Genomic DNA, 12,184 nt, shown 5'->3' on the forward strand with positions numbered 1-12,184 from the left:
ACGAAGCCGGCCGCGAGGTCTGCCTAGTCCACCGAAACCCCGGCGAACTCCACCACCTTCTTCCACTTCTCGGTCTCATCCGCGACCAGCTTGCCGAACTCGGCGGGCGTCATTGGCTTCGGGATGCCGCCATTCTCGGTCAGCCGCGCGATGACCTTCGGGTCCTTCAGGGCTTCGCCGACGGCCTTGTTGAGGATCTCGATCACCTCGGGCGGCGTGCCCTTCGGCGCGGAGATGCCGTAGAAGCCGACCGATTCGAAGCCCGGCACGGTCTCGGCGATCGCCGGCACGTCGGGCACGGTTGGCCAGCGCTGCGGCGAGGTGACGCCGATGGCGCGGACAGTGCCACCGCGCGACTGCTCGAGCGCGGAGGGAAGGTTGTCGAAGATCAGCTGCACCTTGTTGGAGATGATGTCGGGGAAGGCGATGGCCGAGCCGCGATAGGGCACGTGCACCATGTCGCACTTGGTCATCACCTTGAAGAGCTCCGCCGACATGTGCACCGAGGTGCCGTTGCCGGACGAGGCAAAGGAGATCTTGCCGGGATTGGCCTTGCAGTAGTCGATGAACTCCTGAACCGTCTTCACCGGCATCGCATTGGAGACGACCAGCATGTTGGTGAGCTGCATGATGCTCGCGACCGGCACGGTGTCGCGCAGGAAGTCGTAAGGCAGCTTCTTGTAGAGCGAGGTCGAGATCGCGTTGTTGGGTGCGACAAACAAGAGCGTATAGCCGTCGGGCGCTGCGTTGATCGCGGCGGCGGCCGCGATGTTGCCGCCGGAGCCGGCGCGGTTCTCGACGATGAATTGCTGGCCGAGGCGATCCGAGAGCGCCTGCGCCATGATCCGCGCCACGATGTCGACCGGGCCACCGGCGGCGAAGCCGATCATCCAGTGCACGGGGCGGTCGGGGTAGCCGGCGGCGGAGGCGGGAGGGGAGGCGTTGAGAAGAGTTGAAAGGAACAGCAGCCCAAAAACAGTGTTACGCAAAATTCGCAACATGACGTCTCCCATTGTTCTATTGTCGTTGGGCTGCATGCTTTCACAAAAACCGCCCGCTGCCTACATCGCCGCAAGTCGATGTTGACGCGGGGCGGTCGGGACTCATCATGAGATTCGCAATCACAATCCTTCTCGGCGCGGCGCTGCTCGCAAATCCACTCGCAAGCCCCGCCGCTGCTCAAACCGGAGGCAAGGCCATTCCGACCACGACACTCAGCCTGGGCACCGCGACGCCCGGCGGCGGCTTTCCGCTCTATGGCAATGCCTTTGCGGAAGCGATGAACGCGGCCGATCCGCAAATCACCATCGCGCCCCGCAACACCAAGGGCAGCAACGAGAACATTCCGCTGCTGGAGAAGGGCGAGCTCGATCTCGCGCTGGTCGCGGGCGAGCCGGCCTACGAGGCCTTTGCCGGCATCGGCCGCGCGCCTGTGCGGTTGAAGATACTCACCGCGATCTATTCCAACCCCGGCATGTTCGTGGTGCGGGCGGACAGTCCGTACAAGACCATTCGCGATCTCGTCGGCCAGCCCGTCGCGTTCGGCGCCAAAGGTTCGGGCCTGCCGATCCTGGCGCGCTACGTGCTCGATGGCCTCGGCCTGAAGCAGGACGAGGATTTCAAGGCGATCTATCTCGACCGCGCCGGCGATGGCCCCGCGATGGTCGAGGATGGCCGCGTCGTCGCGTTGTGGGGTGCCGGCATCGGCTGGCCCGGCTTTGCCGCGGTGGCATCGAGTGCGTCAGGCGCGCGCTTCATTGCGCCGACCGCTGAGGAGATCACGCGCATTCGCGCCAAGCATGCGTTCCTGAAGCCGCTCACCGTGCCGGCCGGCTCCTATCCGAAGCAGGCCGAGCCGATCGCCTCGCTCGGCTCGTGGAGTTTCGTCCTCACGCGCGAAGACCTGCCCGATGACGTCGCCTATCGTCTCGCGAAGACGCTGCACGGCGCCGAGGCGACGTTCTGCAAGCAGCTCGCGCAGGCCTGCGAGACCACGGCGTCGAACACGGTCGCGGCAGCGCCGAAGCCGGAGCTGATCCATCCGGGCGTGAAAAAATACTTCCGCGAAATCGGTGTCATGAAATAGGACGCGACTGCATCGACAATCGTCGTGCCCGGGCTTGTCCCGGGCATCCACGTTCTTGGCGCCGTACGAAAGATCGTGGATGGCCGGGACAAGCCCGGCCATGACGACGACCTCTCGCTACAGCATCACTTCTTCACCAGCGGACACGCCGGGTCCGGTGGGCCAAACGCCTTGTCGCCCGAGATGGTCGTGAGGATCTTGTAATAGTCCCACGGATATTTGCTCTCCTCCGGCGTCTTCACCTGCACCAGCCAGAGATCGTGCACCATCAGATTGTCCTCGCGCAGTTTGCCGTTGCGGGCGAAGAAATCCTCGATCGGTTTTTCCCGCATCTTGGCCGCGACCTTGAGCGGATCGTCGGTGCCGGTCTCCTTGATGGCGTTGAGATAGTGCATCACGCTCGAATAGACGCCGGCCTGCCACATCGACGGCATCTTGTTCATCTTGGCGAAATAGCGCTTCGACCATTCGCGGGTCTTGTCATCCATGTCCCAGTAGAACGACGTGGTCAGCAACAGCCCTTGCGCCGCCTGCAGGCCGAGGCCGTGGATGTCGGTGATCAGCGCCAGCAGCGCCGCCATCTGCTGGCCGCTCTTGAACACGCCGAACTCCGAGCCGGTCTTGATCTCGTTCATGTTGTTCGGGGGACCGGCGGCAATGCCGATGATCTTGGCCTTGGAGGCCTGCGCCTGCAGCACGAAGGAGGAGAGGTCGGGGGTTGCCAGCGGCGGCCGCACCGAGCCCAGCACCTTGCCGCCATTGGCGGTGACGACGCTGGAGGCGTCGCGCTCCAGCGAATGGCCGAAGGCGTAGTCGTCGGTGATGAAGAACCAGCTGTCGCCGCCGCGCTTCACCACCGCATCCGCAGTGCCGACCGCGAGTGCGCGGGTGTCGAACACCCACTGGATCGCGTAGGGCGAGCAGAACTTGCCGTGGAAATCCGCCGTGCCGGTGGAGTGGGTGATGAACAGCCGCTTCTTCTCGTTGGCGACGTTCTGCACCGCGAGCCCGACCGCGGAAACCGGCACGTCGACGATCAGGTCGACCTGGTCGACATCGTACCAGCGCCGCGCGATGCCGCCGCCGATATCGGCCTTGAGCTGGTGGTCGCCGATCACGATGCTGATCGGCTTGCCGAGCACCTTGCCGCCGAAATCGTCGATCGCCATCTGCGCCGCCGTCACCGAACCCTGGCCGGTCGGCGCGGAGGCGGGGCCGTTCATGTCGGTGAGCACGCCGATCTTGACGATGTCGTCGGAAACCTGCGCCGACGCCGTACCCGGCAGCAGCGCCGCCGCCAAGAACGTCGCTGCAAAGCCGGCCGCGACCGGAAGTCCAAATCTCGTTGGATTCACGCTTGTCCTCCCCTGATCCGGCTCGTTGGCCGGTGTTGCCCGGGTATGGCCCGGCTGAATTGGTTTCTTTTGCAACTATTTGGGGGCGGGCGTCAACGTCAGGCCGCGAAGCGGATCTGTCCCGCCGGCGAGGGATCGTAGCCGGTCAGCTCCTCGGCGCGCTGTCGCAGCCGTCTTTCGCTGAGGAACCGGATCAGGGCCTGCATCGGCGGGCGGAAATAGCTGCGTTGCCGCATTGCGAGATCAAAATTCTCCCAGACCAGCGGCACGAAATCGAGCCCGGCCGAGCGCGCCGCCGCACGCGTCGCGATTCCGCAATCGGCTTGTCCCGCGCGGACGATCTCGGCGAGATCCGGCCCGGTGAGCGCCGGTGTCTCGATCCGGCGCAGATCGCGCGTCGAGGCGCCGGCGCGCTTCAACAGCACGTCGAGCAGCATCTGCGCGCCTGTGCCCTGTTGTCGCATCGCCATCCTGACACCGAGCGCAAGCACGTCGGAGAGGCCGCGCAGGCGTTTCGGATTGCCCGGCGGCAGCACGAGACCCTGCTCGCGGCGCACGAATGCGACCAGCACCGCATCATGCAGGTCAGGCGCGTCACGCAGCGTCGTCGCACTGGCGTCGGAAGCAAGATTGCCGTCGGCCTCCAGGCTGTGGAAGTGCACCGCCGCCGCCATCACCTCGTCGCGTTGCAAGCGCTCGAGCCCGCGCGCGCTGCCCTCGCTCATCGATCCCAGGCCCGAGCCGGATTCACGCAGGCTCCAGTCCAAAAGCTCGTCCTGGCTGCCGCCCACGACCGGCGGCGGCTCCGCAGTCAGCATGCCGGCCGGCCGCGCCAGTCCCGACAGGACCCAGAGGTCGAGCTCGTGCCGCGGGAAGAGCCACTTCCCGGTCACCTTGGTGCAGGGGATCGCGCCAGTGGTGACGAGTTCGTAGAGCTTGCGTTCGCCGAGCCGAAGGTAGTCGGCGGCTTCGCTGGTCGTCAGGAATTCCATCCTGCATTCCTATGCAAATTCTTGCTTCTTTTTGGCGTTCGACGCAGGTGGAATTCTGCATTTCAATTTACGTCCGGCAGGACCATGCCCGATCATCTCGCTGCTTTGCAACACATCCTCACGCGCGATCTCTGCTTTGGTGAACGATCCTGAAGCACCCGCGTGGCGCGGGCCTTGCGGCCGTCGCGCTCGCAATTGCAATGGGCGCACCGCGCGAGCCGCATTGCCGAAATGTCCCGAGTGGGGAGCGCAACGCGCAAACGCGTCACGAGTGTGGCGCAATCGATCATCATCATGATCGCGTCTTAGCCAATGGGAACCCGATCATGGTCGTCCGCCGCCTGTCCGTTGCACTCGCGCTTCTCTGCGGCCTCGCCGCGGGCGTGGCGGCGTCATTTGCGGAGGACCGCGCGATCGTGCTGGCCTCGACCACGGCGACACAGGAGTCCGGCCTGCTCGATCATCTGCTACCGATCTTCCGCGAGAAGACCGGCATCGAGGTGACGGTGATCGCGCGGCGTGCCGATGAAGTGCTCGACGGCGCGCGCAGGGGCGAAGTCGACGTCGTGCTGATGCACGCACGGCCGCAGGAGGAGAAATTCGTCGCCGACGGTTTTGGCGTGAAGCGTTTTGACGTGATGTACAACGACTATGTGCTGATCGGACCGAAGAACGATCCCGCCGCCGTGAAAGGCAAGGACATCGCCACCGCGCTGAAGGCGATCGAGGCCAAGGGCGCGCCGTTCGTGACGCGCGGCGATCGCTCGGGCACCCATGGCGCGGAGCTCGCGCTCTGGATCGTCGCCGGCATCGATATCGCCGCTGCCAAGGGCGCATGGTATCGCGAAGTCAAGCAAGGGATGGACGCAGCCCTCGACGCGGCGCGCACGGCGAACGCCTATGTGCTGTCCGACCGCGGCAGCTGGATCGCCTTCAAGGATCGCGGCGATCTCGACATCGTCGTGGAAGGCGACAAGCGGCTGCTCAATCAGTACGGCGCGATGCTGGTGAATCCGGAAAAGTTTCCGGACGTGAAGAAGGAGCTGGGGCAGACCTTCGTCGACTGGCTGATTTCGCCGGAGGGGCAGGCGGCGATCGCCGGCTACAAGGTCGACGGACAGCAGCTGTTCTTCCCCAATGCGGCCAAGTCCGGCGGCTGAGCTTCGCGTTGCCAGCGGTTGCCAAACCGGGCGATGCATGGTCCATCATGGCGCATGACCCAGCGCCTGCCGCCAGCACTGACGCCGCTCGACACTGCGCTCGCCGCGTTGCTGCGAGGCGTTGATCCGATCGCGACGATCGAGTTGCCCCTGGCGGAGGCCGCCGGCTGCATCGCGGCAGGGACGCCGCTGCTTGCGGCCTGTCCGTCGTGCGACATCGCCGCTGCGGATGGCTGGGCGCTCTGCGCCAACGATATTGTCGGCGCGTCCGCCTATTCGCCRCTGCCTCTGACGACGGCGCCCGTTTGGGTCGATGCCGGCGACGCGATGCCGCCGGGATGTGATTGTGTGCTCGATGCCGACGCAGTCGAGGTGTCGGGTCCACTCGCCCAAGTGCTGGCGGAGGGCGTGCCCGGACGGGGCGTCAGGCGTGCCGGAAGCGACATTGCCGGGCGGGCGCCCGCCGTGGCAGAAGGGCATTTGATCCATCCTGCCGCCTTGCTGCTCGCGCGCACCGCCGGTGTTGAAAAGCTGAGCGTACGGCGGCCGCGGCTGGGCATCGTCAACGTGCCGGGTGCGGCCGTGACGGCGCACATGATTGCCGAGATCGCGCGCGCGGCAGGGCTGCAGGTGCAAGCGCGCGAAGCTGCCGCGCGAGATGCGGCATCGATCGCGGAAGCGCTCGGCGATCTCGCCTGCGATCTCGTCGTGACGGTCGGCGGCAGCGGCGCAGGCCGCCGGGATGCCGCGGTTAGCGCGCTGGCCCGGCATGGTGACGTGCTCGCCCATGGCCTCGCGCTCCAGCCCGGACGCACCGCCGCGGTCGGGCGGCTCGGACCGGTTCCAATCGTCGCGTTGCCCGGCTCGCCCGATCATGCGCTTGCCGCCTGGCTCGCGCTCGTGCTGCCGCTCGTCGATCGGCTGTCGGCGCGGCAGTTACGCCGCCGCATGACCTTGCCGCTTGCGCGAAAAATCGCATCCAGTGTCGGCATCGCCGAAATCGCCCTGCTGGCCGAGGAACATCATGCGTGGCTCCCGCTTGCGGTGGGGGAATGGCCGCTTCAGGCCATTGCCCGGGCCGATGCATGGCTGCTCGTTCCCGCCAGCCACGAGGGATTTGCGGCAGGAACGCCGGTCGATGCCTATCTGATGCGGGAATGATATGGGTTTGGCATGACGATGATCCCGCAATCGCAAGACCGTAGCGCGCTCGAACAGGAGCAGTTCCTCCAGATCCTCTCGCGCGAGGACGCGCTGGCGCGCTTTGAAGCTGCGTTGTTCCCGCGCGCGGTCCCGAGCGAGACGCGCAAGCTTGCCGATGCGCTCGGCGCGGCGCTGGCCGAAGACATCACGGCGCCCCTCGACGTTCCGCCGTTCGACCGTTCCAACGTTGACGGCTTTGCCGTGCGCTCGGCCGATCTCGCCGCGGCCGGCGAAGGCGCGCCCGTTCGCCTTGCGCTGAACGGCGAGACCATTCACTGCGGCACCGCGCCGAAGCTGCAAGTGGCGACAGGAACCGCAACGCCGATCGCAACCGGCGGGCCGCTACCGCGCGGCGCCGACGCCGTCGTCATGGTGGAGCACACCCAGCCTGCCGGATCCGATGCGATCGACGTCCGGCGAGCCGTCTCGCCGGGACAGTTCGTGTCCTACGCAGGCTCCGACATCGCGCGCGGCGAGGCGCTGCTGCGCGCCGGCACGATCATCGGCTCGCGTGAGATCGGCATGCTGGCGGCTTGCGGCATCGCCGAGGTGACTGTCGCGCGTAAGCCGCGTGTTGCCGTGATCTCCACCGGTGACGAATTGGTTCAGCCCGGCGAGGCGCTCGCGCCGGCTGCGATCTACGACACCAACGGCGCCATCGTCGCTGCCGCGATCGACGAGAATGGCGGCGAGGCGGTGTTCCTCGGCGCCATTCCCGACGATGAGGCAAAACTCGAAGCCGCCATGCGCCGCGCGCTGGCGGACGCCGACATGCTGGTGCTCTCGGGCGGCACCTCGAAGGGCGCGGGTGACGTGTCCCATCGCATCATCGGCCGGCTCGGCCAGCCTGGCATCCTCGCGCATGGCGTCGCACTTAAACCCGGCAAGCCGCTGTGCCTTGCGGTGTGCGACGGCAAGCCCGTGGTGATCCTGCCGGGCTTCCCGACCTCGGCGATGTTCACCTTCCACGACATGATCGTGCCGGTGCTGCGTCGGATGGCCGGGCTGCCGCCACGCTCCGATGCCAAGGTAAGCGCGACCGTGCCGGTGCGCATCGCCTCCGAGCTCGGCCGCACCGAGTTCGTCATGGTCTCGCTGGTCGGCGGCAAGGACGGCCTGATCGCCTATCCCTCCGGCAAGGGGTCCGGTGCGATCACGTCGTTCGCGCAGGCCGACGGTTTTCTGCGCATCGACGCGCTCGCCGGCCAGATGCCGGCAGGGACCGACGCCGAGGTGACGCTGTTCACGCCGCATGTGCGGGTGCCCGATCTCGTCATCGTCGGCAGCCATTGCACCGGGCTCGATCTCGTCACGGCGCAACTCGCGCATGCGGGGCTGACCGTGCGCTCGATCGCGGTCGGCAGCCTCGGCGGACTCGCGGCGGCGAAGCGGGGCGAATGCGATCTCGCGCCGATCCATCTGTTCGACGACAAGAGCGAGACCTACAACACGCCTTACCTCGTTGAGGGGCTCGAGCTCGTGCCGGGCTGGCGGCGGATGCAGGGCATCGTGTTCCGCAAGGGCGACAAACGTTTCGAGGGGCTCGGTGCGAAGGAAGCAGTTGCCGCCGCGCTCGCGGACCCCGCCTGCATCATGGTCAACCGTAACCAGGGCGCCGGCACGCGCATCCTGATCGACCGGCTGCTCGGCGGTGCGCGCCCGGAAGGTTACTGGAACCAGCCGCGCTCGCACAATGCCGTGGCTGCGGCTGTCGCGCAGCACCGTGCCGACTGGGGCATGACCATTGCGCCGGTCGCCCATGCGGTCGGTCTCGGTTTCATTCCGCTCGCGGAAGAGCATTATGATTTCGCGCTGGTGACAGCGCGCAAGCAGCGGTCGGCCGTCCAGGCCTTTCTCGACGCACTCGGCTCGGACGAGGCGCGTACGGCGCTGGAGCGGGCGGGCTTCCGGCCTGCGTAGATCGACGACGCGGCGTTCAAGCCGCGCGACGGGGTGGGGGACGCGATGGCAAGGCCGCTTTCGGTTGCGATCGTCGGTGCCGGCATGGGCGGGCTCGCGACGGCCGCGGCGCTTCGGCGCGTCGGTATCGATGTGATGGTCTACGAGCAGGCCTCCCAGTTCGCCCGCATCGGCGCCGGCATCCAGATCGGCTGCAACGCAATGAAGGTGCTGCGCGCGCTGGGGCTGGAGGCGCGGATGCGCGAGCACTCGTTCTATCCACGCTCCTGGAACAACCGCGACTGGAAGAGCGGCGACATCAAGTTCGACATGATCTTCGGCGAGAGCGCGGAAGAGAAGTTCGGCGCGCCCTATCTGCTCGCCCATCGCGGTGATCTCCACGCTGCGCTGGCGAGCGTGGTGCCGAACGAATTTGTGCGGCTCAGTCACAAGCTCGTCGGTCTCGACCAGACCGGCGGTGGTGTCTGGCTGACCTTTGCCGATGGTACGCGTGCCATCGCCGATGCCGTGGTCGGCGCGGACGGCGTCCATTCGACGGTCCGCGATCTCCTGTTCGACACCGCGCCGGCCAAATTCACCGGCCGCGTCGCCTATCGCACCACCTATCCCGCCGCGCTGCTCGGCGGCGCAGGGATCGACGACTGCACCAAATGGTGGGGCGAGGACCGCCACATCGTGATCTATTACGTCAAGCCTGATCGCAGCGAGGTCTATCTCGTCACCAGCCAGCCCGAGCCGGACTTTCGCATCGAGTCCTGGTCGGCGAGGGGCGACGTGCGCGACCTGCGCGCATCATTCGAAGGCTTTCATCCGCAGGTCACTCGGGTGCTCTCCGCCTGTCCCGACGTGCACAAATGGGCGATCATGGACCGTGACGCGCTGGAGCACTGGGCCGACGGCAAGGTGACGTTGCTCGGCGATGCCTGCCATCCGATGACGCCCTACATGGCGCAAGGTGCGGCGATGGCAATCGAGGACGCCGCCGTGCTGTCGCGCTGCCTCGACGGTGTCGGCCGCGACGGCGTCGCCAATGCGTTCCGCCGCTTCGAGGCTACCCGCAAGGTGCGCACGACGCGGGTGCAGGAGACCTCGCGCGCCAACATCTGGCTCAAGGAGAGGACCGATACGAGCTGGGTTTACGGCTACGACCCCTGGGAAGTGCCGCTGGCGGCTTGAACCGTCTGCTCGCGCTTGCGCCGACGCTTCTTGTCAGGAGGCCGCATCCAGCGCGGCCAGCCGCTCTGCTTCGGCGATGTCCTCGACCGTGTTGGCGTTGAAGAACGGATCGAGCGGCTCGGCCGGCCACGTTACCGTCGCCAGCGGATAGCGCGCGGTCCAGCGGTCGATCTTGCGGAGGTCTTCGACGACCAGCGCGTGACGCAGCTCGTCGCGCAAGGCGACGCGCCACAGACCTATCACCGGATGTGATTGATCGCCTGATGCGGCGACCGCGAGCTGGGCGTTCTCGCGCTCCCGCGCCTCGTGCAACTGCGCCACGAGATCGCGCGGCAGGAACGGGCAGTCGCCTGCGGCGCTCAGCACCCATTCGATGTCAGGCCGGTTCGCCGCCGTCCAGTCGAGCGCGGCAAGGATGCCGGCGAGGGGCCCGGGGAAGCCGGGTACGTCATCGGCGACAACGGGCAGACCGAACGCCGCGAAGCGTGCGGGATCGCCATTCGCGTTGAGGATCAATCCGCTGCATTGCGGCGTCAATCGCGCGATCACGCGCTCAAGGATGGTGCGGCCGCCGATGGTCCGCATCGGCTTGTCGCCGCCGCCCATGCGCCGTGCGAGGCCGCCTGCGAGCAGCACGCCCTGCGTTGCCGGAAAGTCAGTCGTCACCACCTTCACCCTTGCGTTTGTGCTTCGTCGATTCCTCCTCGACGTAAGCAAGGTTCTGGTCGTAGACGATCCGCTCTTCGCCCGCGAGCGCGATGAAGCGCTTACCGCGCGTGCGGCCGACCAGCGTCAGTCCGACCTGGCGGGCAAGATCGACGCCCCAGGCGGTGAAGCCGGAGCGCGACACCAGGATCGGAATGCCCATGCGCACGGTCTTGATGACCATTTCCGAGGTCAGCCGTCCCGTGGTGTAGAGGATCTTGTCGGAGGCATCGACGCCGTGGCGGTACATCCAGCCCGCGATCTTGTCGACCGCGTTGTGACGGCCGACGTCCTCGGTGTAGCAGAGCGGCTCGCCCTCCTTGCACAGCACGCAGCCATGGATCGCGCCGGCCTCCAGATAAAGCGAGGGCATGGTGTTGATGGTCTGCGTCATCTGGTAGAGCCAGGAGGTGCGCAGCTCGGCCTTCGGCAACGCGACGCTCTCGACCGCCTCTAACAGGTCGCCGAACGCGGTGCCCTGCGCGCAGCCCGAGGTCTGGGTGCGCTTCTTCAGCTTGGCTTCGAAATTGGTGTGATGCCCGGTGCGCACCACCACCACCTGGAGGTCGTCGTCGTATTCGACCTCAGTGACCTCGTCATTATATTTCAGCATGTTCTGGTTGAGCAGATAGCCCAGCGCCAGATATTCCGGGTAGTCGCCGATCGTCATCATGGTGACGATCTCCTGCGAATTCAGGTAGAGCGTCAGCGGCCGTTCCATCGGCACCTTGATCTCGACCTTGGCGCCGGTCTGGTCGGTGCCGGTCACGCGCTCCGTCAGGCGCGGGTCGTCAGGGTTCGGAACGATCAGGGGCACCGGGGCTTTGTCGATCTTCATCATGGCCGCGACGTTAGCATGACATTCGGGTCAAGCCGATATAAGCATGCCGTGGAGACAACGAAATGCCTCCGTTCGTCATTGCGAGCGAAGCGAAGCAATCCAGAACTATATCCGCGGTGGCAGTCTGGATTGCTTCGCTGCGCTCGCAATGACGGGGAGAGGCCAGGGGTTCCATCGGCTGACGAGCCGTTGGCGGAGATCGAACGGACATGAAAGTCATCGGCCTTGCGGGCTGGAGCGGTGCGGGCAAGACCACGCTGTTGACGCGGCTGATCCCGCATTTCAACGCGCAAGGCCTGCGCGTCTCCGTCATCAAGCATGCCCATCACCAGTTCGACGTCGACGTGCCCGGCAAGGATTCCTGGCGCCACCGCGAGGCCGGCGCGGCCGAGGTGCTGGTTGCGTCGTCGAACCGCTGGGCCCTGATGCATGAATTGCGCGGCGCCGAGGAACCGCGGCTGCCGGAGCTCCTGGGCAAGCTGTCGGCCGTCGATCTCGTCGTGGTCGAAGGCTTCAAGCGCGAGCCGCACCGCAAGATCGAGGTGCATCGCGCCGGCAACGGCAAGCCGCTGCTGTTTCCCGATGATCCCGGGATTGTCGGGATTGCGACCGACATTGCCATTGAAACCCGCCTGCCGACCGTCCATCTCGATGATATCGAGGCTGCCGCGGCGTTGCTGCTGCGTGCGGCGATGCCGGTCGAGGAAGCGGTGGCAAAAAGCGCCGCGATACGCTGACGAGGCACC

Annotated in this window: 11 protein-coding genes; 6 read left to right on the forward strand and 5 right to left on the reverse strand. The window is 66.3% G+C overall.

Annotated elements, in window-relative coordinates; translation table 11 throughout:
- Positions 1-23 precede the first annotated feature (23 nt).
- Positions 24-1,001, reverse strand: coding sequence for a Bug family tripartite tricarboxylate transporter substrate binding protein (locus tag AB4Z51_RS16895; RefSeq protein ID WP_085402202.1), 978 nt, complete (start codon positions 999-1,001; stop codon positions 24-26).
- A 107-nt stretch (positions 1,002-1,108) separates the two neighbouring features.
- Between AB4Z51_RS16895 and AB4Z51_RS16900 the strand changes: the two genes are divergently transcribed.
- On the forward strand, positions 1,109-2,086 hold the full coding sequence (locus AB4Z51_RS16900) for a TAXI family TRAP transporter solute-binding subunit (protein WP_085402180.1): 978 nt from the start codon (positions 1,109-1,111) through the stop codon (positions 2,084-2,086).
- A 125-nt stretch (positions 2,087-2,211) separates the two neighbouring features.
- On the opposite strand, the gene AB4Z51_RS16905 is transcribed toward AB4Z51_RS16900, so the two are convergent.
- Both AB4Z51_RS16905 and AB4Z51_RS16910 read right to left on the reverse strand, forming a co-directional pair.
- Positions 2,212-3,441, reverse strand: a complete 1,230-nt coding sequence (locus tag AB4Z51_RS16905; protein WP_085402179.1) for an ABC transporter substrate-binding protein — start codon at positions 3,439-3,441, stop codon at positions 2,212-2,214.
- A 98-nt stretch (positions 3,442-3,539) separates the two neighbouring features.
- Positions 3,540-4,433, reverse strand: coding sequence for a helix-turn-helix transcriptional regulator (locus tag AB4Z51_RS16910; protein WP_063985273.1), 894 nt, complete (start codon positions 4,431-4,433; stop codon positions 3,540-3,542).
- A 326-nt stretch (positions 4,434-4,759) separates the two neighbouring features.
- Between AB4Z51_RS16910 and AB4Z51_RS16915 the strand changes: the two genes are divergently transcribed.
- The 4 genes from AB4Z51_RS16915 to AB4Z51_RS16930 are packed head-to-tail and all read left to right on the forward strand — an operon-like array spanning position 4,760 to position 9,892.
- Positions 4,760-5,593: a substrate-binding domain-containing protein gene (locus AB4Z51_RS16915; RefSeq protein WP_085402178.1), complete on the forward strand. Its 834-nt coding sequence runs from the start codon at positions 4,760-4,762 to the stop codon at positions 5,591-5,593.
- A 54-nt stretch (positions 5,594-5,647) separates the two neighbouring features.
- Complete coding sequence (locus tag AB4Z51_RS16920) at positions 5,648-6,754, forward strand: molybdopterin-binding protein (RefSeq protein WP_085402177.1); 1,107 nt, start codon at positions 5,648-5,650, stop codon at positions 6,752-6,754.
- A 12-nt stretch (positions 6,755-6,766) separates the two neighbouring features.
- Positions 6,767-8,716: a molybdopterin biosynthesis protein gene (locus AB4Z51_RS16925; protein ID WP_441497658.1), complete on the forward strand. Its 1,950-nt coding sequence runs from the start codon at positions 6,767-6,769 to the stop codon at positions 8,714-8,716.
- Positions 8,717-8,761: 45 nt separating this feature from the next.
- The gene (locus AB4Z51_RS16930; protein WP_085402201.1) at positions 8,762-9,892 is read left to right on the forward strand and encodes an FAD-dependent monooxygenase; all 1,131 of its coding nucleotides are present in this window, start codon (positions 8,762-8,764) and stop codon (positions 9,890-9,892) included.
- 33 nt (positions 9,893-9,925) lie between these two features.
- Here the strand turns inward: AB4Z51_RS16930 and mobA are convergent, their stop codons facing one another.
- Positions 9,926-10,561, reverse strand: coding sequence for a molybdenum cofactor guanylyltransferase MobA (gene mobA / locus AB4Z51_RS16935; RefSeq protein WP_085402200.1), 636 nt, complete (start codon positions 10,559-10,561; stop codon positions 9,926-9,928).
- Entirely contained in the window at positions 10,548-11,438 is an 891-nt protein-coding gene (gene fdhD / locus AB4Z51_RS16940; RefSeq protein ID WP_085402175.1) for a formate dehydrogenase accessory sulfurtransferase FdhD, read from the reverse strand. The genes mobA and fdhD overlap by 14 nt, the downstream gene beginning before the upstream one ends.
- 209 nt (positions 11,439-11,647) lie before the next feature.
- On the opposite strand from fdhD, the gene mobB reads away from it, so the two are divergent.
- Entirely contained in the window at positions 11,648-12,175 is a 528-nt protein-coding gene (mobB, locus tag AB4Z51_RS16945; RefSeq protein WP_085402174.1) for a molybdopterin-guanine dinucleotide biosynthesis protein B, read from the forward strand.
- Positions 12,176-12,184 lie beyond the last annotated feature (9 nt).

It is taken from the genome of Bradyrhizobium sp. 2TAF36 (genome assembly GCF_052114925.1).
GTDB lineage: Bacteria > Pseudomonadota > Alphaproteobacteria > Rhizobiales > Xanthobacteraceae > Bradyrhizobium > Bradyrhizobium barranii.